The following is a 22,440-nucleotide window of genomic DNA, read 5'->3' as shown; positions in this document are numbered from 1 at the left end:
GACTTTGCCATGAACCAGACCTTTGCCACATCCGGTTGTTCCAGATCCTGCTTCTCCATGTTTTGCCAACTTTTTAAAGGGGTGGCGTTGCTGCTCTGCCTGACCCTGCTGGCCGCCTGTTCCGATCTCGGTGCAACCGATAACAAGGGGGGCAAAAATACCGCCAAACCGGTCCCGGTCAGCATGGCCCAGGTCCGCCTGGACGATGTCCCCATCGAACTCAAAACCATCGGCTCGGTGGAGCCCTTTGCCTCGGTCGCCATCAAATCCCAGGTCGATGGCGTTCTTGAAAAAGTCGGCTTCAAAGAAGGTGATCAGGTCAACAGCGGCGCCATCCTGTTCAAGATCGACCCCCGCCCGTTTGCCGCCAAGGTCGCCCAGGCCCGGGCCGATCTGGTCAAAGACCAGGCTGCGCTGGACAACGCCCGCAAGCAAGCAGCCCGCTATTCTGCAGCCGCAGCCAACGGCTATGTCTCGGCCGAGCAGGCAGATGAAGCGCAAACCAGCGTCGCCACGCTGGCAGCAGTGCTGGAGGCTGATGAGGCCGCCTTGGCCAACGCCCAGCTCGACCTTGACAACTGTGTTATCCGGGCGCCCATTTCAGGTTTCACCGGAGCCCTCCTGGTGGACCGGGGCAACCTGGTCAGGGCTGCCGCGGACCGGCCGCTGGTCACCATCAATCAGGTTTCACCGATCAAGGTCAGCTTTACCCTGCCGGAACAGAATCTCGCCCAACTCAGAAGCCATCTGCCTTCGACCCAAGTGCAAGTCAGCCTCAGCGACGTCGCAGCAAAAGAGCAGACCCGGACCGGCCGAATCTCCTTTATCGATAATATGGTCAATCAGACCACCGGCACCATCCGGCTGAAAGCCAACTTTGAGAATACCGATGCCGCTCTGTGGCCGGGACAGTTCGTGCCGGTGCGCGTGCAACTGGCGATCCGCAAAGATGCTGTTGTCGTCCCGACTGAGGCCGTGCAGACCGGCCTGGACGGCGATTATGTCTATGTTGTCGGCGCAGATCAGCGGGTGAAATTACGCCCGGTCAAGGTTGCCTTTAATACCAGCACCCTGACGGTTATCGACCAGGGGCTGACAACTGGTGAAACGGTCGTCACCGATGGCCAGTTACGCCTGCAGGAAGGCGCCACCGTCAAGCCGGTGGCGAGCGGCGGCGATTCCACCGGGGCTGCGCAGTGAACATCTCAGCCCTGTTCATCCGCCGCCCGGTCATGACCAGCCTGGTCATGCTGGCGATCATGATTTTTGGCGCATTTGCCTACCAGCTGCTAGCGGTCAATGACCTGCCGAACATCGATTTTCCGACCATCCAGGTTCGGGCCAACCTGCCAGGAGCCAGCCCGGAGACCATGGCCAGCGCCGTCGCCACCCCGCTGGAGCGACAGCTGTCGACCATCGCCGGCATCGATTCCCTCAGTTCCACCAACGGGGAAGGCTCGACCATCATCACCATCCAGTTTTCCCTGGAGCGCGATATCGACGCTGCAGCCCAGGATGTACAGACGGCGATTTCCCAAGCGGCGCGTAGATTACCGCGCGACATGCCCAACCCGCCATCGATCCGCAAAGTCAACCCGGCCGATTCATCGATTCTCTACCTGGCCCTGAGTTCGGCATCCCTGCCCCTGTCCGAAGTCAACGATTTCGCCGATACGATCATTGCCCCACGGATTTCAATGGTCAACGGGGTGGCCCAGGTGAATGTCTACGGTTCCCAGAAATATGCGGTGCGCATCGGCCTGGATCCACGCAAACTGGCCAACCTGAAAATCGGCCTGGATGAAGTGGAACAGTCCCTTGGCGCCTGGAACGTCAACCTGCCCACCGGGGGGCTGGAAGGTAAAAACCAGGCCTTTACCATCCAGGTCAGCGGCCAGCTTTACAACGCCAAAGCCTTCCAGGATGTGGTGATCGCCTATCGTGAGCAGGCCCCGGTGCGCCTGCGTGACGTCGCTACGGTCACGGACAGCGTCGAGAACAACAAGGTCGCGGCCTGGTTCTACACCAAAGAAAAAACCGATCGGGCCATCATTCTGGCCATCCAGCGGCAGCCCGGCACAAACACCATCCAGGTGGTCGACAACATCAAACAACTGCTCCCCGAGCTGCACCGGCAGCTGCCAGGCGGAGTCAGTCTTAACCTGATGTACGATCGCTCCGGCTCGATCCGCGAGTCGGTTGCCGAAGTCAAGTTCACCCTGTTGCTGACCATCGGCCTGGTCATCATGGTGATTTTCCTGTTTCTGCGCAATCTTCCCGCGACCCTGATCCCGAGCCTGGCCCTGCCGCTCTCCATTGTCGGCACCTTTGCGGCCATGTATTTGCTCGGTTTTTCCATCAACAACATTACCCTCATGGCGCTGACCCTGTCCGTCGGCTTCGTTGTCGATGACGCCATTGTCATGCTGGAAAATATTGTCCGCCACATGGAGCAGGGGGAGACGCCCCGGGAGGCATCCTTTCACGGTGCCCGGGAGATTGGCTTTACTATCCTGTCCATGACCATCTCCCTGGTGGCGGTCTTTATTCCGGTCCTGTTCATGGCCGGCATGCTGGGGCGGGTTCTGCATGAATTCGCGGTGACCATTTCGGTGGCCATTTTGATTTCCGGCTTTGTCTCCCTGACCCTGACCCCAATGCTCAGCAGCCGGTTCCTGAGGCCCTATAGCGAAAAACGGCATGGGCGGCTGTATAATTTCATGGAACGGTTCTTTGACGGCTGGTTGCGGCTGTATGAAAAAAGCCTCCGCCGGGTCCTGCGCTTTCGCCGCTCCGCACTGGTTTTGACTTTGGCCCTGACCCTGCTGACTCTCTGGCTGTTCACGCGGATACCGACCGGGCTTTTTCCGCCCGACGATGTCGGCGCACTGCGTGGCATCACTGAAGGAGCCCAGGGGGTCTCCTTTGATGAGATGAAACGCAACCAAACCCAACTGGCGCAGATCCTGATCCGGGACCCGGATGTGGAAGCCTTCATGTCCTCGGTCGGCGCTGCCGGATCACGGGTCGGTTCCAACAGCGGCTTCATGTTTATCAGACTCAAGCCCCGCTCCGAACGGCAGGCCAGCGCCGATCAGATCATCCAGCGGCTGCGGCCGCAACTGGCGGGGATTCCCGGGATCAGAATTTACCTGCAGAATCCGCCGCCGATCCGTTTGGAGACCAAAAGTTCCAAGGCTCAGTTCCAGTTCGTCCTGCAGAGTCCCGACAGCGCCGAGCTCTACGCACGCGCCTCGACCTTCGAGGAACAGCTGCGCGGCCTGCCGCAGTTGCAGGATGTTGCCTCCGACCTTGAAATCAAGAATCCGCAGCTGAATCTGACCATCGATCGCGACCGCGCCGCGGTGCTCGGCATCACCGCCGAACAGATTGAGAGCACGCTCTATTCAGCATTCGGTTCGCGCGAGGTCTCGACCATCTACACCCCCAACGACCAGTATCAGGTCATCATGGAGTTGGAACCTCGCTATCAGACCGACCCAACGGCCCTGGAACTGCTCTATATCAGGGCGAGAGGCGGCGAGCTTGTCCCCCTGACCGCACTGGTTAAAATCAACAAGGGGCTGGGCCCCTTATCGGTCAATCATTTGGGGCAGATCACCGCGGTGACCTTTTCCTTCAACCTGCAGCCGGGCGTCCCGCTGGGCAACGCGGTCGCCGCCGTTGAACGGGAAGCCGCCACCCTGCCCGCCTCCATCAGTACCGGCTTCCAAGGTGCGGCCCAGGTTTACCAGGCATCGACCAAGGGACTGGCCCTGTTGCTGGTGCTGGCCATCCTGGTGATTTACATTGTGCTGGGGATTCTTTACGAAAGTTACATCCACCCGCTGACCATCCTTTCCGGTCTTCCAGCGGCCGGGTTCGGCGCCCTGTTGACCCTGATGGCCTTTCATAAGGATCTGAATCTCTATGCCTTTGTCGGTATTATCATGCTGGTCGGGATTGTCAAAAAAAATGCCATCATGATGATCGACTTTGCCCTGGAAGCCCAACGCAAAGACGGCCTCCCCCCCCTGGAAGCCATTTACCAAGGCTGCCTGATCCGTTTCAGGCCGATTATGATGACGACCATGGCGGCCCTGGCAGGAACCCTGCCGATTGCTATCGGCATCGGTGCTGGTGTCGATGCCCGTCGCCCCCTCGGGCTGGCGGTGGTCGGTGGCTTGCTGGTTTCCCAGTTGCTGACCCTCTATATCACGCCGATTATCTACTACTATCTTGATAAAGTTCAGACTGCGGTCAAAAACCGTTGGCAACGGTCCGACCGGGAAGCAGGACAAAGCCGCGAGCCGGCTTCGCGTTCAGAGCAGATCATCCCCTAGTTCCGCCAGCGGCGAGCAACCGGCGTTCTGTTCATCAGCAACATTCATTCTCTTCTCAAAAAGTTGTCCGAAATTGGTCTGACCAAAAAAAGACCCCGGCAGGGGATGAAGCTGCCGGGGCAAAAACGTGAGGAGAGAGATCACGTGTCAAGCTTGGATATTTTTGTTCCTGAGCGCTTCCGCCAGGATTTCGACGGTATGACGGGCGCGTACCTGAACAGCGGCCTTGTCCAGCCCGCCGCGGATCTGCATCATGCAGCCCGGGCAGTCCATGGCTACGGTATCGGCCCCGGATTTACTGATATCCGTCACCTTATCGGCCAGGATCTTCGCCGATATCTCCGGGTGACTGGTTAACGAGTAGGACCCGCCAAAGCCGCAACAACGATCGGCATGAGCCATTTCCACCAGATCCAGCCCGGCGCTCTGGAGCAGTTGACGCGGCTGGGTCGAAACGCCGATGCCGCGCTTCAGGTGGCAGGAATCGTGATAGGTCACTTTTTCCTTCTTGGCTGCCGCTTTGAACAGGTCTGCCCCATCGAGGTATTCCAGAATGAAGCTGGAAGCATCGACGGTTTTCTCGGCCAGAACCTTGGCTCGGTCAACCCATTCCGGACTATCCTTCAGATACTCGGCGAAGTTCTGTTTCAATGCCACCGCACAGGTCGGGCAGGTGGTAAGAACAAAATCAGGGTTCTCTTCCAGCATGGCCGTGATATTCTGCCGGGCCAGTTCGACGGAGGTTTCCTTGTCACCGGAGTAGCTCGCCGGAATCCCGCAGCAGTTTTGCCCTTTGGGATAAAAGACTTCGACATTCAGAGCATTCATGACCTGAATCAAGTCCAGCCCCAGTTCGGGATAAAGGAAATCATTCGCACAGCCGCCGAACAGGGCAACCCGGTAGCGCGGCTTGGCAAGCTTCTGCTCCTGCTTATCAAAACAGTCGCGCAGAGCGGTATCCGCCACCGCGGGCAGGGTCCGCCATTCGGTCAGTGGCGAGAAGAACAGCGGCAGGTGGCGGATGGTCCGCTCGCCCCGGGTCACCGGTTTCTGCAGCTTGCTAGCCGCGCGAATCAAAGTATGGAACAACTTGCGGTTCTGCATGACTTTGCGGAAGACCAGAGCCTTGCCGGTGCCGATCCCTTCCTTGTCGCCAATGGTTTCCCGCAGATGGAGGATGATCTCTTCCAGATCGATCTGGCTGGGACAAATAGCAACACAGGAACGACAGCCGATACAGGCCTTGACCAGTTCTGCGGCATTGTCCAAGCCGTGATAAAAAGCGGTCAGAATAATCCCAATGGCCCCGATATAGATATGCCCGAAAACATGTCCGCCGACGGTCTGGTAAACCGGGCAGACGTTGGCACAGGCGCCGCAGCGGATGCAGTTCAGGGCGTCCTTGCAATGCTCCGACTCGGCAAGTTCACTGCGCCCGTTGTCGAGCATGACAATGTGCAGTTCCTTGTCGCCACCTTCACAGGGGACCGCACCGCGGATCCAGGTGGTATAGGAGGTCAGCAGCTGGCCGGTAGCATTTTTCGGCAGAACCTGAATGATCCGCGCCGCGTCTTCCAGAGTCGGGACGATCTTTTCCGTGCCCATCAGCACGACGTGGACCTTGGGCGTCGTTGAAGCCAGCCGGGCGTTTCCTTCATTGGTGACCAGAGCGATCCCACCGGTTTCAGCCACCGCGATATTGGCTCCGGTGACGCCGATTTCGGCCTCCAGGTAGCTGTTGCGTAGAAAATTACGCGCCACTTCAACCAGGTGCTCAATCTCGGCGGGCTCTTCCTTGCCGGTTTGCCGACCGAACAACTCGGCAACCTCTTCCTTGAACATGTGAATCGCCGGCATAACCATATGGCTGGGGCGCTGGCCGGCCAACTGCACGATCCATTCGCCGAGGTCGGTCTCCAGGGCGCGGACGCCGCTGTCGGCCAGGGCATGATTGAGGTGAATTTCCTCACTGACCATGCTTTTACTTTTCACCACCAGCTTGGCCGCTTTTTTCACGGCCAGCTCGGCGATATAACGATTGGCATCATCTGCGGTGGCCGCACGGTAAACCGTGGCCCCGGCAGCTGTTGCCTGATCGATGAACTGTTGTTGCAGCTGCTCCCGATCGATACAGGCCTGTTTTTTCATCGCAGAGATATTGCTGCGCAGCTCTTGAAAATCGAGCCCGGAAAAGGCCTTTTCCCGAGAGACCAGATAAGCATCCCCGAACCGGTGCAGAGCTTCCTGCAACTTGGGTGTCGCCAACGCTCCATCTATTTTTTTGCGGTAACTTTTGGCACGCTTCTTACTCATTGAAACCTCCCTACATTTCCAGCGGATCGCGGGATAAACCTGAAACCAGCAGAATATGGAGTTGCTTGGGACCATGAACACCGATGGTCAGCACCCGCTCAATATCAGCGGTCCGGCTTGGCCCGGTGATATAGGCGACAAAATTCCGGCCGTCACGGCGGTGCAGCTCCCGCATTGGGGGGACGGCAGCCAAGCCATCGACGACGATCTTGTCGGGATCGAGCAGAGCAAAATGTTGCGGAGGAAAAGTGGTAGCCAGGCGGATTTCTTCGGCGGTACTGTCCAGCACCAAAGACCCGGTATCGGCAATGGCAAAATTGACGCCCGTGACCCCGGCGGCAGCATTCAGGACATCCGCCCGATGTGGCTCGGTGATGACAAACAGCCCTTCTTTTTCAAGGGCCTCCTTCAATTTCAGCCGCTCTCCAGACGCAAAGGCCGGCAGCATGACTGGGCCGGAAACCCTTGCTGCGACATAAGCAGCAACGGCTTCGGCAGAATCGACGGTCACCATGACCGCCCCGGCAGCTTCTGCCGTCTGAGAAAATCGTTCGAGAATTTCTGTTTGTGTCATAGCAAATCTCCCTCAACTGGTCTGACCAGTAGAATATATGACCAAATAATCCTGTCAACAAAAAAAACAATGTGTGCAATTTTACCACTCCAATAGCCCACCGTTTGGCCCCTTTCCTCTAAAGCGCACCAGCGACCGCAACACAGCAGGGATCAAACTCTCAGAGCTGTGCCATTGACTCATTCAAATCTCTTTTGATTCATTTATGAGTCAATTTTTTATATTTAATTTTCAATAACTTAAAAATATATAAAAATATTTGAAGCAATATTTGATCAATAACGATTCTGCTTGTCACGATCCTGTTCCAGCAAATCCACAGACATAGAACGTTTTTATAAAATGGAACAAATATTGCTTTTCATCAAACCAGAAAACCATTCACAGACCAGGAGGAGATAAAATGAAAGACGTCTTTGTAGTATCCGCTTTAAGAACCCCGTTTGGTTCTTTCGGTGGTTCCCTGTCTGATGTCAGCGCTCCTGAACTGGCGGCCCAGGTCATCAAAGAATTGCTGCAACGCAACCAGTTGAGCGGAGACCTGGTCGATGAGGTCATCATCGGCCAGGTCCTGCAGGGCGGTTCGGCACAGGCGCCGGCCCGGCAGGCCATGCGCAACGCCGGACTCCCCGACAGCGTTCACGCCATGACCATCAACAAGGTCTGCGGCAGCGGCCTCAAGGCGATGATGCTGGCCGCCGACGCCATTGCCCTGGGGCACTCCTCAATTGTTATTGCCGGCGGTATGGAAAGCATGTCAAAGGCCCCCTACGCCCTCCCCGGCGCTCGTTTCGGGCAGCGTCTCGGCAACGGGGAAATGCTCGACCTGGTGGTCTATGACGGCCTGCAGGATCCGTACAGCAAACGGCACATGGGTGAAATCACTGAAGACTGGGTTGCCGGTCACGGCCTCAGCCGCGCCGAGCAGGACGACTTTGCCATGCGTTCTTACCGCCTGTCGCAGGCGGCCGTTAAAAACGGCACCTTCCAGGACGAACTGGTTGCGGTGGTGAAAAAATCCCGCAAGGGGGATATCACCATCAGTGAAGATGAAGAACCATTCCGTGGCAGCATCGACAAGCTGGTCGAACTGCGGCCGGTCTTCAGCAAGACCGGTACCATCACCGCCGGCAACGCCTCGACCATCAATGATGGTGCCGGCCTGGCCATTCTGGCCGGGGAGCAGGCGGTCAAAAGCAACAATCTGCAACCGTTGGCCCGGCTCGTCGCCAGCACCACCAATAGTATCCATCCGGACAAATTCGCCGAAGCTCCGGTCGACGCCATCCGCAGCTGTTGTGCCCGGGCCGGACTGCAACTCGACGACATCGGTCTGTTTGAAATCAATGAAGCCTTTGCCGCCGTGCCGCTGGTCGCTATCAAACAACTGGGCCTGACGGCCGACAAGGTCAACGTCAACGGCGGAGCGGTCTCCATCGGCCACCCCATCGGCGCCAGCGGCGGACGCCTGGTGGCAACCCTGTTGCGGGAGATGAAAGCCCGTCAGCAAAAATACGGTCTGGCAACACTCTGCATCGGCGGCGGCGAAGCCGTTGCCGCAATTTTTGAACTTGTTTAACAACCGCTAAAGCATCACCCGGCCTCCTCTCAACGATGAGGGGAGGTCAACTCCAGCTGGCTGCCACAGGAGGCATACAATGTTCAAAAAACTGACCCATTTCTGCGTCAAACTTGTGCAACGCTACCTGCCCGACCCGTTTTTGTTCTGCATTATCCTGACCCTGATTGTTTTTATCGGCGGGGTCACCCTGACCGGCCAGGGTCCAATGGATATGATCATCCATTGGAACAAGGGCTTCTGGACCCTGCTCGCGTTTTCCATGCAGATGGTGCTGGTCCTGGTGACCGGTCATACTCTGGCTCACGCCCCGGTCATCCAGAAAGGGCTCCAGGCCTTATCCCGCCCCGCTGACACCCCAAGTAAGGCGATCATGGCAGTCGCCTTTATTTCAGCCATTGCCTGCTGGATCAACTGGGGATTCGGCCTGGTGATCGGTGCCCTCTACGCCCGCCAGCTCGCCAAGGAGGTCAAAAATGTCGATTATCGACTGCTGATTGCCTCGGCCTACACCGGCTTCCTGGTCTGGCATGCCGGCATTTCCGGTTCGATCCCCCTGAAGATTGCTACGGCGGGGCCCGATCTGGCCAAAATGACCAAAGGCGCCGTGGTTGATCCGATTTCCACCAGCGCCACCATCTTTGCCCCCTTCAACATGATCATCGTGGTGATTCTGATCCTGACCCTGCCGCTGATCTGCCGCTCCATGCACCCGAACAAAGAAGAGACGGTCAGCATCGATCCGAGCCTGCTCGACGAGCAGCCCAAAGCCACAGACCCGGCGGACAAATACAAGACCCCGGCCGACTGGCTGGAAAACAGTCCGCTGCTGTCGATCCTGATCGGCATCATGGGATTGGTCTACATTATCTTCTACTTTGCCAAGAACGGGTTCCAACTGAACCTGAACATTGTCAACTTCATCTTCCTGTTCGCCGGGATCATTCTCCACGGAACCCCGCGACGCTTTCTCGATGCCATCACCGTAGCGGTCAAAGGTTCGGCCGGAATCATCCTGCAGTTCCCGTTCTATGCCGGGATCATGGGGATGATGGTCGGCAGCAACATGGACGGACTGTCCCTGGCTGGACTGATGTCCAACTGGTTTGTCGATATCTCCAATCCGACCACCTTTCCGCTGTTCACCTTCTTGAGCGCCGGTCTGGTCAACTTTTTCGTTCCCTCCGGCGGCGGCCAGTGGGCCGTGCAGGCGCCGATCATGATGCCGGCCGGTGCAGCCCTCGGTGTCCCGGCGGCAAAAACCGCCATGTCGATTGCCTGGGGCGACGCCTGGACCAACATGATCCAGCCCTTCTGGGCTCTTCCGGCGCTGGGTATCGCCGGCCTCGGGGCGCGGGATATCATGGGCTACTGCCTGGTGGTCATGTTTTATTCCGGCATCATCATTGCCCTGGGACTCGTCCTGTTTTAACGGCAGGCCGGCTTGGCCGTCGCCAGCCGGCCCAACCGGGAACAGAACAGACATTGCTCGCTTCGTGCGCGCTACCAACCCTCAAGACGCTTTCGCAACAGCAAGGAGGCACATGGTATGAAACCGATCTATACGGACGCCGCCAAGGCGCTGGAAGGTCTGACCAAAGACAATATGACTGTCGCCGCCGGGGGCTTCGGCCTCTGTGGCATTCCGGAAAACCTCATCAAAGCGCTACGGGACAGCGGGGTCACCGGACTGACCGTAGCCAGCAACAATGCCGGGGTTGATGATTTCGGCCTGGGTTGGCTACTGCAGACCCGTCAGATCAAAAAAATGATCTCTTCTTACGTGGGCGAAAACGCCACCTTTGAACGGCAGTTTTTAAGCGGCGAGTTGGAACTCGAGCTGACTCCCCAGGGGACCCTGGCGGAAAAACTGCGCGCCGGCGGGGCCGGCATCCCGGCGTTCTTTACCCGCACCGGCTACGGCACGGTTCTGACTGAAAACAAACCGGTCCAAAGCTTCGGCGGCAAGGAGTATGTCCTTGAAGAAAGCATCACCACCGACCTGGCCATTGTCAAAGCCTGGAAGGCCGATAAGGCTGGCAACCTGGTCTATCGCTACACGGCCAACAATTTTAACGAAGCCTGCGCCAAGGCCGGCCGGGTCACGGTCGCCGAAGTTGAGGAAATCGTCGAAATCGGTGAACTCAACCCTCATGAAATCCACACCCCCGGCAACTATATTGACCGGATCCTGGTCAGCAAAGACCTCGAAAAACCGATCGAGCAATTGACCCTGGCCGGCAAAGTCAGCGTCAAAGGCTTTTCGCCGGCCCGCGAATGGCAGGCCAAGCGGATCAGCCGGGAGTTCAAAAACGGCATGTATGCCAACCTCGGTATCGGCATGCCGACCCTGGTCGCCAACTATATTCCCGAGGACATTACCGTGACCCTGCACGCCGAAAACGGCTTGCTCGGAGTCGGCCCCTTCCCGCAGGAAGGGCAGCAGGATCCGGACCTGATCAATGCCGGCAAGCAGACCATCACCTGGTTGCCGGGCGGAGCCTTCTTCGACAGCGCCGAATCCTTCGCCATGGTACGCGGTGGCCATATCGACCTGTCGGTCCTTGGTGCCATGCAGGTCTCGCGCTTCGGCGACCTGGCCAACTGGATGATCCCCGGTGCCATGGTCAAAGGTCCGGGCGGGGCCATGGATCTGGTCTCGGGCGTCAAGAAGATCATCATCATGATGGATCATTGCGCCAAAGACGGCTCCTCCAAACTGATGGAGGAATGCACCCTGCCGCTGACCGGCAAGAATGTGGTCGATATGGTGGTGACCGATCTGGCGGTCTTCGAGGTCGACCCGGAAGCCGGGCTGACCCTGATCGAACTGGCACCGGGCTCATCCATTGAGCTGATCAAGGAGAAGACCGGCTGTCCGTTTACCATTGCGGCGGACTTGCGTTGAGTTAGCAACCGCACCCAAGAAAAGACTCTTCGACAACCGGATCAAGGTCACCCCGCTCCCGGAGACGGGAGGATATCGGCACAAAAACAGCTGAAGGGATGCGCTGCAAGCAGCCTCCCTTCAGCAGTCACCTCTCCCTGGAGAGGACAGCAATATCTGGCCCATTCATATCTTTGCGAGGAGACTCACTTTATGGCACAACGTATTGCAGTTGTTACCGGAGCAGCCAGCGGTATCGGTTTGGCCGTTGCCCAGGCTCTGGCCACAGACGGCGACCAGGTCGTCATGGCGGATGTCAACGCAGCAGCCGGAGAGCAGGAGGCCGAAAAAATCGGCGCACTGTTCGTCAAAGCGGACTTGTCCCAGCGCAGCGGCTGCCGGCAGCTGATCGACACCACCCTCGACCGGTTCGGCCGGGTCGATATCCTGATCAGCAACGCCGGCATTCAGCATGTCAGCCCGGTGGAAGATTTTCCCGAGGACAAATGGGACTTCATGATCTCATTGATGCTGACCGCCCCCTTTTTACTGACCAAATACAGCTGGCCGTCAATGAAGCAGAACTGCTGGGGCCGGATTATCCACATCAATTCCGTCCACGGCCTGATCGCCTCCCCGTTCAAATCGGCCTACATCTCTGCCAAGCACGGCGTCTCGGGCCTGACTAAAACCACGGCCCTGGAAGGCGGCCCCCTGGGAATCACCGTCAACTCCATCTGCCCGGCCTATGTCAGAACACCGCTTGTCGATAACCAGATCGCAGATCAGGCCAAAACCCACGGGTTGTCCGAAGATGAGGTCATCGAACAGATCATGCTCAAGAACGCCGCGGTCAAACGCTTGATCGAACCGTCGGAGATAGGAGACCTGGTGACCTACCTGTGTTCGGACAAGGCCGCCTGCTTTACCGGCTCCTGCCTGACCATGGACTGTGGCTGGACAGCTACCTGATAAAAAAACACTGTTTCAGGATTGCCCAGTAAGGTATGATATAATTCGTTACCCAACAAGGACCCGCCCCACCGCGCTCAGCTTATCGGCACGGCGGGGCTCCCGAGCGGCCGACTATGATCGACAAGAAACTCCTCGAAATCATCTTCGACAACCTCTATAACGGCATTTATGTCGTTGACGGTCAGGGGACCACCATCGGGGTCAACAAGACCTTCGAGGAGCTGTCCGGTTTCACCAATGCAGAGTTGATCGGACGCAACCTCTACGACCTGGTTGGTAAGGATAATTACTTTTCCGGGGCGGCCAGCCTGCTGGTCCTGGAACGAAAACGGCCGGTCACCGCGACCTACACCACCAGCACCAACCGCAGATTCCTGGTCAAAGGGCGGCCCATCTTTGATGCAAACGGCGACATCGAGTATGTCATCAACACCATCTGGGACCTCACGGTCGTACAATACAGCCAGCCGATTGATGCGGACACCGCCCGTAACCAGATGCTTAGTGAAGATGAACTGGTCACCTGCAGCGACAGCATGATGGCCGTCATCGACCTGGCTCTGCGCGTCGCGGCAACCGACTCCACAATCCTCCTCAACGGTGAATCAGGGGTCGGCAAAAGTCTGCTGGCGAAAACCATTCACCGCTCCAGCGAACGCAAAAACAAACCGCTGCTGCAGATCAACTGCGCGGCCATCCCGGAATCCCTGATCGAATCGGAACTGTTCGGCTATGAACCCGGCTCGTTCACCGGGGCCGACAGCAAAGGGAAAAGCGGCCTGCTGGAGATGGCCCAGGGAGGGACTGTATTTCTGGACGAAATCTCCGAGCTGCCCCTGCACCTGCAGTCCAAACTGCTCGGAGTCATCCAGGACAAGGAATTTTTCCGGGTCGGCGGTCGCCAGGTTCAGAAAGTGGATATCCGGCTGATCGCTGCCACCAACAAGGACCTGGCCGAGCTGGTCAGCGCCGGCCGGTTTCGCGAAGATCTGTACTATCGCCTGAATGTTGTACCGATTACCCTCCCTCCGTTGCGGGAACGCAAGGAGGATATTCCCCCACTGGTGCAACATTTCACCGAGAAATATAACCGCAGGTACAACAGCTACAAAAAGTTCTCCGAAAGCCTGATCAACCAGATGGTCGGCATGACCTGGAAAGGCAACATCCGCGAACTCGAAAATGTCGTGGAACGGAGTATCGTAACCACCTCGGGAGACTACATCACCCCAGAAAAAGTCAGAATCCCGGGAATCGGCAAAACCATTCCCAAAGGGATGGGACTCAAAAAACTACTGGCAGAGCGGGAACGCGAAATCCTCCTCCAGGCGCGCGATCAATTCCACACCACCCGTAGAATCGCAGCCGCTCTCGGTATCAGCCAAGCCAGTGTAGCGCGCAAATTAAAATCACTGACCGACTATCACCAGAACTGATCGATGCGGAAGATAAAACATAATTTTATCAGTAGCATAGAAAGCTGCCAACGGACACGAGAAGAACATTGTTTTATTTCCTTGACACGAAAAAAACGATACCCTATCCTTCCGAAAATTGGTCAAACCTTTTATTTTTCGCTGCGGACTAGCCATGAAACTTTTTCTCATCTACTACTGGACAGACCATCAATCCCCCTCACAACCTAACTAAGGAGGAAAGAATGAAAAGATTCAGATTTCTGATCGGCCTGGCACTCATTCTGGCGTTAGCCCTTGCCCCCAACGCTTTTGCGGCAAAGCGGGAAAAATTCGGGGCAGACAATCGCCACGAAGAAGCAAAAAAAGACCTGCGCTCCATCAAAACCTCCTCGGAAACCTTCAGATGGAAAATGGTTATGCCGTGGTCCAAAGGACTGCTGTTTTATGATGTCGCACAACACTTTGCCGATTCGGTCAAGCTGGCCTCAGGTGGCCGTCTGGATATCAAACTGTTTTCGGCCGGCGAATTGGTCGGTGCCATGGAGAGCTTTGACGCCGTCAGTAAAGGCCAGGCCGATATCGGTCACGACTGGCCAGGTTATTGGAAAGGGAAGAACGAAGCATTCGTCGCCTTTGCGTCGGTTCCGATGGGGCTGGATACAGAAGGCTACAATGTCTGGCTGTATGAGCGTGGCGGTCAGGAAATGATGCAGGAATTATACGGTCGCTATAATCTTTATGCCCTCCCGGGCGGCAATGTCGGGCAGGAACTGGGTCTGTTCTCCAACAAAAAAGCGACCACCATGGCCGACTTCAAGGGAATGCGGGTCAGAACCGCAGGCTGGTACATGGATATTTTGACCAACATCGGTGCCAGTGTCACCCCGCTGCCCGGTGGTGAGGTTTATCTGGCCCTGGAGCGCGGGGTTATTGATGCTGCAGAGTTCAGTACCCCGGCCATCAACTACCCGATGGGCTTTGACGACATTACCAAGTACGTGATCGAGCCCGGCGTTCATCAACCGTCCTGCCAGAGCGCACTCTTCATCAACATGGATTCCTGGAACAAACTCCCCGACGACCTGAAGTGGATCGTCAAAATTGCCGCAACGGAAACCCAGCAATGGTCGACCGCATGGGCTGAAAACCTCAACGCGCAAGCCATTGAACTGTTCAAGAAAAAAGTTGAATTCGTCCGCATGGATGAAGACGCCATCAACCAGTTTGCAAAGGCGTCCCATGATTATCTCGAGACCCTTAAGGCGCAATACCCTGACGTCAAAAAAGTTCTCGATTCCCAGGAACAATTCAAGAAAGATTTTGCAGACTGGCGTCAAGAGCGCGGCGGCATCGCCCCGTGGCCTTATGAGCAGTTTGTCAAAGGCAAGCATATGCAATGATAAACCATACGGGGGCCGCAAGGCCCCCGTATAAACCCAGAGGATCAGCTGTTAGAGGTCACTATTTATGATTGATAGAGCGATCGATACCCTGAACGAAAAAATCGGGTTTTACGCCTCTTATTTGATTTTACCATTGATCGGCGTCGTAGTTTTTGAAGTGTTCATGCGTTACGGCCTTAATGCCCCGACGTCTTGGGCATTTGAAGTGACTGTTTTTCTGTACGGGCTGCACTATATGCTGGCCCTTTGTTATGCCCACAAACATAACACTCATGTCGCTATAGATGTCTTCGAAGCACGCTTGGCGGAACGGCCGCGGACAATTTTACGGATTATCACCAATCTGATCCTGTTCCTGCCGACGATAGGCCTGCTGACCTATTACACGTGGACACTTGCCATAACCTCCTGGAACCAGCTGGAACATGCTTCGAGCTCCTGGGCCCCGGCTATTTACCCCTACAAAACTTTCATGGCCATCGGTTTCAGCCTGTTTTTTCTGCAAGGGCTCGCAAAATTGATTCAAGACATCCGTTCCCTTTCGCAACAATCCTGACCCTGTTCGAGCCTGGAGGCAAGTACCAATGAGTGTTGAGATACTGACCATCCTGATGTTCCTGACCCTGATGGCAACGATCGCCTTGGGGCATCCGCTGGCTGTAACCCTTGCCGCAGTGGCCACGGTCTTCGGTTTAATCGACAATGGTTTTGATGTGCCCGGGTTGCTCGGCCTGTTCGCCAATAACGCCTGGGGAATTTTTCTCAACTATACCCTGGTGGCGATTCCGCTGTTTATCTTCATGGCGCAGATCCTGGATCGATCCAAGGTCTCGGAAGGGTTGTTCGACGCGCTTTACATTGTTCTGGGCGGCTTGCGCGGCGGTCTGGGACTGGCGGTTATCGTGGTCAGCACGGTCTTCGCCGCGACCACCGGTATTGTCGGTGCTTCGGTCGTGGCCATGGGCCTGATGGCCGGGCCGGCATTGCTGCGCCGAGGTTACGACACTGCCCTGTCCGCCGGGATTATCTGTTCTTCAGGAACCCTCGGCATCCTCATCCCGCCGTCGATCATGCTGGTGGTCTATGGCGGCCTGACCGGGCAAAAGGAAACTTCAGTCGGCAACCTGTTTGCAGCGGCAATTCTACCAGGTTTGCTGCTGTCAGGGCTTTATCTGCTGTACGTTGGCATCCGCTGCTACCTGAATCCGAAAATGGGTCCGCCCATACCCGCGGAAGACCGGACCGCGACGGTGGGTCAGAAAATCACCATGACCATGAAAAACTTCGTCCCGCCCTTCGGGCTGATTTTAACCGTCATGGGCACGATCCTGGCTGGCATCGCCACACCGACCGAAGCAGCCGCCCTTGGTTGTGTCGGTGCGCTGGTCCTGGCGCTGGTCGGTCGTAAATTGACCTGGGAGGTCATCACCCAGGCCTGCATTTCCACGGCCCGGACCACAGCCATGATTATGGCCCTGTTCATCGGCGGGAAATTCTTTTCCGTGGTTTTTCTGAGCATGGGCGGCGGCGATGTTGTTTCCGATGTCCTGCTCGGCATGGAGGTCAGCCCCTATGTGGTGTTCCTGATCATGATGACCGTGGTGTTCTTCATGGGCATGTTCATTGATTGGGCGGCGATCCTGTTGGTGGTGGTCCCGATTTTCACGCCGATCGCCATGGATCTCGATTTCAACCCGCTATGGTTCGCCATGATGGTCTGCATCAACCTGCAAACCTCTTTTTTGACCCCGCCGTTCGGTTACTCCCTGTTCTACTTCAAGGGAGTGGCGCCGCCGGAATACACCATGGCAACCATCTACAAAGGGATTATTCCCTTTGTTGCGCTGCAGATCGTCGCCCTGGTGACAATGGTCTTTTTCCCCGGGATCATTACTTACCTGCCGAGCGTTTTCTTCGGCAATTAAGCTCAGTTCGCCCCGGCGAGCCATTGCTGCCACATTGCGGGCAGGACGCAACCAAAAGGCAGTCCGACCGTTGCGAAACCCGCCATAACTTGACCAAGGCCCTGTCCCGGTGACGGGGCCTTGGCCGTTCTCCAGCTTAATTCTGTTCAGCTAAAGTTGAAAAAGCCCTGACCCGCAGCTTCCGGAAGCTGAGCTGGCCAGGGCAAGGCAAAGGAAGAGAAAAGCCCTCGTGCTTCTCAATGAAGGGTGAAATGAGGTCCGTCAGCAGGGCCCGCTTTCAGCAAAGCCAGGGTTGCCGGTGCGCTGATCGCCTCGGCATAGAGGTGGCCTTGCACCTCCCGACAGCCAAGCTCGCGCAGGTAGTTCAATTGCAGCTGGTTCTCGACCCCTTCGGCTACCAGGTTGAGGTGCATCCCCTTGGCGAGCATGGCGATGCCATCGGCGACATAGGGATGTTTTTTCCCGGCGGCGATCTCGCGCACAAAAGAACGGTCTATTTTAAGAGTATTGACGGGAAAATTCTGCAGATAACTGAACGAAAAATGTCCCCGACCAAAATCATCAAGGGTCACGGAAACGCCGAACTCGCGCAGGGAATTCAATTTATCCGCAACCAAACTCGGGGCATCAAGCACTCCCTGTTCGGTGATCTCAAGCTCGAAGATTTCGGCCGCCAGCCCGAACTCCTGGACGATTTTGATGAAGTTTTCAACAAAATCATCCTGCTCCAGCTGCACCGGGGAAATATTCAGCGACACTTTGATCTGCGGTAACCCCTGCTGCTGCCAGCGTACAATCTCTTCACAAACCGACCACAGCACCCATTGCCCGATGGACACGATCAGTTTCGATTCTTCCGCCGCAGGGAGAAACTCTTCCGGAAACAGCAGCCCGCGCTCCGGGTGTTGCCAGCGCAATAATGCTTCCATACCGATAATCCGGTGACTGGAGGAATCGACCTTGGGCTGGAAATAAACCTGGAACTGCTTTTGGGCCAGGCCCTGGGCCAGATCCCTTTCCACAGAAAGGAAGCCCGATTGGTTATCCATGGACTCGCTGTAAAAACAGTACCCGTCCTTGCCGTTTTTCTTGACCTGATACATAGCGATATCGGCACTTTGCAGCAGCGCCTCTTTGGACAGCCCGGCCTCAGGAAAAAGGGCAATCCCGATGCTCACGCTCAAAAAAAGTTCCTGGCTGTCGACCCGAACCGGCTGCCTGATTTCGCGAAGGATCTTCTCTGCCACGGCGGCGACGTCGTCGCGGCTGGATATTCTTGGCAACAACAGAAAGAACTCGTCCCCCCCGAAGCGACTGAGGGTATCTTCTTCGCGCAGGCAGCCGAGAGTTCTCTGCGCGACCTGCTGCAGCACCAGATCACCCATGACATGGCCAAAGGTGTCATTGATCAGTTTGAAACGATCCAGGTCAAGAAACATTACGGCAAATTTCTCGCCACTTCTTCGGGCATGGGCAAAGGTCTGCTTGATCCGGTCGTCGAACAGGGTCCGATTCGGCAGCTGGGTCAGCATATCGTGGTAAGCCTGGAAACTGATTCGCGCTTCAGTTTTTTTCCGGGCCGAGATATCCCGGGCACAGCCAAGGGTTCCGGAAAAATGTTTTTTGCCGGCCGCGTCCTTGCGATACAGCCCGACCGCGCTCAACTCGACGATGACCTCCTCGCTGTCAAGGCTGCAACTCCGGTCATTCACCTGCAAGCGCATTTCAATCTTGTTGCCGGCCCTGCTCCCGGTGCGATGCTCGCTGAAAATGTTATGGATCTCTGCGGCATTATTGACGTGAATGATGGTCGAAAAGTGCTTTCCCAGCAACTCATGGCGCTTGAACCCGAGCAGACTTTCCACCGTGTCGTTGACATAGGTAAACAGCCCCGCAGGGTTCAGGACATAGATGAAATCCGGGGAGTGATTGACAATAAACCGGTGCATCCGTTCCGATTTCAGCAACGACCGCTCAATCCGTGCCGCCTGCCGCCGTTGCCGGCAACGCAGAATACCTTTCCCGACAGACGCCAGCAGCTCTTCCGGATCATAGGGTTTGCGGATAAAATCGTAAGCGCCAAGATGCAGGACTCTTTTGAAGGCAGAGAAGCTGGACACCCCGCTGATAATGATGATTTCCGGATCGAGGTTCTCGCGGCGGATATATTCCAGCACCTCAAGACCGTCGATGCCGGGCATTTGCAAATCAAGCAGCACCAGGTCGAACTTGCCCTCCTGCAGCTTGCTGATCGCTTCTGCGCCATCAGCCGCCAATTCAACGGCATAGCCGTTGATCCGCAGCAAGGCCTGCAGGCTACGCAACAACGCCAGCTGATCGTCAACGATCAGCACTGCGCCCTGCTCCTGATTCAGGGCAGGGAGTTTGAATTCAGCAGCCTGGCACTTCACTGTGGCTCCTGCAAGGCAAGGGGAGAATGGCTGCCGTAGGGGATCAGCACTTGAAAACTGGTCCCCGCAGCGACATTGCTGCAACAACTGACCTGGCCGCCAAGGTCATCAATCATGCTCTTGACGATACTCAAACCGACTCCGGAATGCCCGGCTCCTTTGCTGCTGGCAACCGGCCGGAACAGGTGCTTGAGCACCCGTGGTGACATGCCGGGACCGTTATCCGCCACCATGATCTCGGCCTGCCAGCCTCGGCCGGCAACAAAATTCACCCGCGTCGTCAGGGTAATGATCCCGCCCGACTCCAGCGCTTCCGCGGCATTGCGGATCAGGTTCACCAGGACCTGCTTGATCAGCACCGGGCTGGCCTCAAGCTTTTCAAGTTCTTCCTGTAAATTCAGTTGCAGCTCAATTTTACCCGATTTCAGCACCGAGTCATGCAGCGATTCGACCGTTTCCCGGATCAGCTCATTCAGATCAACTCCCTGGTCAAGAAAATCCGGGGCTTCCTGCCGATGCAGATAATAGCTGATAATATCGTCAACCCGGCGCACTTCACCTTTAATGGCAGCGGTCAGTTTGGCATGTTCCTGAGCCGAGTCGGAACGACTCAGAACTTCAGCATAATTGCCGATAATGGTCAAAGGATTATTGACCTCATGACTGACCCGGCGCAACAAGCCGGCACCGTCGTTGAACGGGTCCCCGGTCGCCGGGGCCAAAGCCGCCAGTCGGTCACCGACGACCTGGCTGATCGTTTTGAGCTGCAAAGTCTCCACCGGCGCGAGTGCTGTCGGGGAATCGACCGCCAGCACCACCGCTCCCAAAGGTTGCTCTCCGGCACTGAGGGGATAACAGACAAAGCCCTGATCACCACACAGCCTTGAGATCAAATGATCGGTCACAGTAAACTCTTTTTCGGCGCCAAAAGAGGAGACAATGACGGTATCCACAACCGCTTTAGAGAGCAGACAGAACTCCTTCTGCAGGGGTATTTCCAACTCCCGAACCAAGCTCTGTTGCCCGGTAATCTGCAGGCCGGTCAGGAGCCGACTTTTTTGATCGAGTAAAAAAAAGATCACCTCCGCAGCCGGGCTGTATTCCAGGTAAAGCCGCCGCGCCGTACTCAGCAACTGTTCCTGATCATGGATCTGGGCAAGCCTGGCCCGAGCCGCCTCCTGTTTTGCCAGGATGAAAGTCAACTCCCGCAAATGATCCAGGTTTTGAGAGAAATCCGCCTGCAACGCCTCTGCATCGTCCAACAGGGCAACGCTGGCCGGATAAAGACCCTGCGCCCATTTGAACAAATAGTGGGTTTCACTGGCACTGAGTCCAAACAGCCGCTCAGCAAGCTGCGGCAGCTCTTCCGGAAGGGCTTGCGGGACCGGGCAAAACTGCCGGGCCAGCCGGGCAATCTTCAACAGCGGCCCGCAATGCTCGATCTGGGAGACATCAACCTGCAAAAAACGAATGGCATCAGCCAGAAAGGATTCCAGCTTCCAGGAGCGGATCATCCGGTCCGCCAGCTCCAGATGGTCGAGCCCGAATCGCCCTCTTTCCAGAAGCGCCTGGGCGGTACTGCCGCAAGGGCCCACATTCATTACCAGATAATCGCGGCCGAACCTTGCGAACAGCAGGTGAATCCCCAGGTTCAGGAACAATCCACCGAGTTGGGCTTCTTCAATGCGCGAAAAATCAACCGAAGGGGCGAGGCAGCGTGCCGCCACAGCGCCGACTTGAGACGTGGCCCAGAGCCGCGCCTGAAAGGTCAACTCTTCGGCCGTAAACCGGTGCTTTGAAATCTGCTGAGCCGCTTTCAAAGCCAGGCTGGTCAAGATGGGGATCCCCAGTTTTTGCACGGCGGAGGAAACCGGTTCTGCGGGCTTGATGGCTTGGGGGATTGCCTTGCTGGCCGCCTGGATGACCTGGGCCGAGAGGGCCGCATCCTGCAAAACAAGGTCCGCCAGATTCTGATAGCTCGCCTGATTGAGACAGGCCTCGATCAGCGCCGCCAGAACGTGCGGATCGCACAGCAGAGTAGAAATATCCCTCTCACTGAACGGCTCTATGGATGGGCCCTGCCCTTGCATTCAATACCCCTCACAGAAGTCAAAACATGGTGTTTAAAGCGGTACTAAAATCTTAATTGTATTTTTTATTATCATGCATTGAGAAAAATTCAGCAAGTACAATAACCAAAAAACCTCTTAATATCCAGGCATTTAGATCGTCAATCACAACAGTTCATACAAATGAAAAAGCACTTAGGAGAAATCTGCCACAGCACAAAAAGAACACACACTAAATGGTAATCATCCGAAATTAAAAGGTTTTTTTCAAATTCAACAACAAACGGCTCATTCTCAGAACAAGCCAAAGAGCACAGAACTGCTAAAGAAAAACCATAACAAAAACATAACCAATTGTTTTCATTGAAGGTTCCATTTATCCAAAATTAGTCTTTCTTTTTGACAGCCGCAGCGAAAAAACCAGAATACATTGAGCATTTTTCTACTCATTGGATGAGGACATAATGACTCACACCCTTCTGCACCAAACCGAACAGCTTATCAACAGAATCAACGCCCCGAGAAAAGAGAACCGCGTGAAGT

The 22,440-nt window shown here is 56.1% G+C and carries 14 protein-coding genes; 10 read left to right on the top strand and 4 right to left on the bottom strand.

Features of this window, described 5'->3' with window-relative positions:
• Positions 1-9: 9 nt before the first annotated feature.
• Together N909_RS0114510 and N909_RS0114505 are read left to right on the top strand one after the other, a co-directional pair.
• Entirely contained in the window at positions 10-1,200 is a 1,191-nt protein-coding gene (locus N909_RS0114510; protein WP_029916356.1) for an efflux RND transporter periplasmic adaptor subunit, read from the top strand.
• On the top strand, positions 1,197-4,343 hold the full coding sequence (locus N909_RS0114505) for an efflux RND transporter permease subunit (protein ID WP_029916354.1): 3,147 nt from the start codon (positions 1,197-1,199) through the stop codon (positions 4,341-4,343). Before N909_RS0114510 ends, N909_RS0114505 begins: the two co-directional genes overlap by 4 nt.
• Positions 4,344-4,490: 147 nt before the next feature.
• Here the strand turns inward: N909_RS0114505 and ldhH are convergent, their stop codons facing one another.
• Positions 4,491-6,656, bottom strand: a complete 2,166-nt coding sequence (gene ldhH, locus N909_RS0114495; protein WP_029916352.1) for an L-lactate dehydrogenase (quinone) large subunit LdhH — start codon at positions 6,654-6,656, stop codon at positions 4,491-4,493.
• Between the two features lie 10 nt (positions 6,657-6,666).
• A complete protein-coding gene (locus N909_RS24725; RefSeq protein WP_051689781.1) occupies positions 6,667-7,230 on the bottom strand; it encodes a LutC/YkgG family protein in 564 nt (187 codons plus the stop codon).
• Positions 7,231-7,633: 403 nt separating this feature from the next.
• Here N909_RS24725 and N909_RS0114485 point away from each other — a divergent pair, with 403 nt between their 5' ends.
• The 8 genes from N909_RS0114485 to N909_RS0114450 all read left to right on the top strand — a co-directional run bounded on the left by N909_RS0114485 (position 7,634) and on the right by N909_RS0114450 (position 17,417).
• On the top strand, positions 7,634-8,809 hold the full coding sequence (locus tag N909_RS0114485) for a thiolase family protein (protein ID WP_029916348.1): 1,176 nt from the start codon (positions 7,634-7,636) through the stop codon (positions 8,807-8,809).
• A 79-nt stretch (positions 8,810-8,888) separates the two neighbouring features.
• The gene (locus N909_RS0114480; protein ID WP_029916347.1) at positions 8,889-10,241 is read left to right on the top strand and encodes a short-chain fatty acid transporter; all 1,353 of its coding nucleotides are present in this window, start codon (positions 8,889-8,891) and stop codon (positions 10,239-10,241) included.
• Positions 10,242-10,358: 117 nt separating this feature from the next.
• Positions 10,359-11,717 (top strand): 3-oxoacid CoA-transferase subunit B, encoded by a 1,359-nt coding sequence (locus tag N909_RS26370; RefSeq protein ID WP_029916346.1) that lies wholly within the window; start codon positions 10,359-10,361, stop codon positions 11,715-11,717.
• Between the two features lie 192 nt (positions 11,718-11,909).
• Positions 11,910-12,668, top strand: a complete 759-nt coding sequence (locus N909_RS0114470; RefSeq protein ID WP_029916345.1) for a 3-hydroxybutyrate dehydrogenase — start codon at positions 11,910-11,912, stop codon at positions 12,666-12,668.
• Between the two features lie 116 nt (positions 12,669-12,784).
• Positions 12,785-14,107 carry a sigma-54 interaction domain-containing protein gene (locus N909_RS0114465; RefSeq protein ID WP_036683213.1) on the top strand — a complete coding sequence of 441 codons (1,323 nt, stop codon included), beginning with the start codon at positions 12,785-12,787 and terminating at the stop codon, positions 14,105-14,107.
• Positions 14,108-14,331: 224 nt separating this feature from the next.
• A complete protein-coding gene (locus tag N909_RS0114460; protein ID WP_029916343.1) occupies positions 14,332-15,489 on the top strand; it encodes a TRAP transporter substrate-binding protein in 1,158 nt (385 codons plus the stop codon).
• Positions 15,490-15,556: 67 nt separating this feature from the next.
• On the top strand, positions 15,557-16,048 hold the full coding sequence (locus N909_RS0114455) for a TRAP transporter small permease subunit (protein WP_029916342.1): 492 nt from the start codon (positions 15,557-15,559) through the stop codon (positions 16,046-16,048).
• Between the two features lie 28 nt (positions 16,049-16,076).
• Complete coding sequence (locus N909_RS0114450; RefSeq protein ID WP_029916340.1) at positions 16,077-17,417, top strand: TRAP transporter large permease; 1,341 nt, start codon at positions 16,077-16,079, stop codon at positions 17,415-17,417.
• A 236-nt stretch (positions 17,418-17,653) separates the two neighbouring features.
• Here N909_RS0114450 and N909_RS0114445 read toward each other — a convergent pair whose 3' ends face one another.
• On the bottom strand, positions 17,654-19,828 hold the full coding sequence (locus tag N909_RS0114445) for a putative bifunctional diguanylate cyclase/phosphodiesterase (RefSeq protein ID WP_051689780.1): 2,175 nt from the start codon (positions 19,826-19,828) through the stop codon (positions 17,654-17,656).
• Positions 19,825-21,918, bottom strand: coding sequence for an HDOD domain-containing protein (locus N909_RS0114440; RefSeq protein ID WP_029916337.1), 2,094 nt, complete (start codon positions 21,916-21,918; stop codon positions 19,825-19,827). Before N909_RS0114440 ends, N909_RS0114445 begins: the two co-directional genes overlap by 4 nt.
• Positions 21,919-22,440: the final 522 nt, after the last annotated feature.

It is taken from the genome of Pelobacter seleniigenes DSM 18267 (assembly GCF_000711225.1).
In the GTDB taxonomy this organism is placed as follows: Bacteria; Desulfobacterota; Desulfuromonadia; order Desulfuromonadales; family Geopsychrobacteraceae; genus Seleniibacterium; species Seleniibacterium seleniigenes.
The sequence above is the reverse complement of the archived record's forward strand: the minus strand, read 5'-3'. Positions and strand labels throughout refer to the sequence as shown.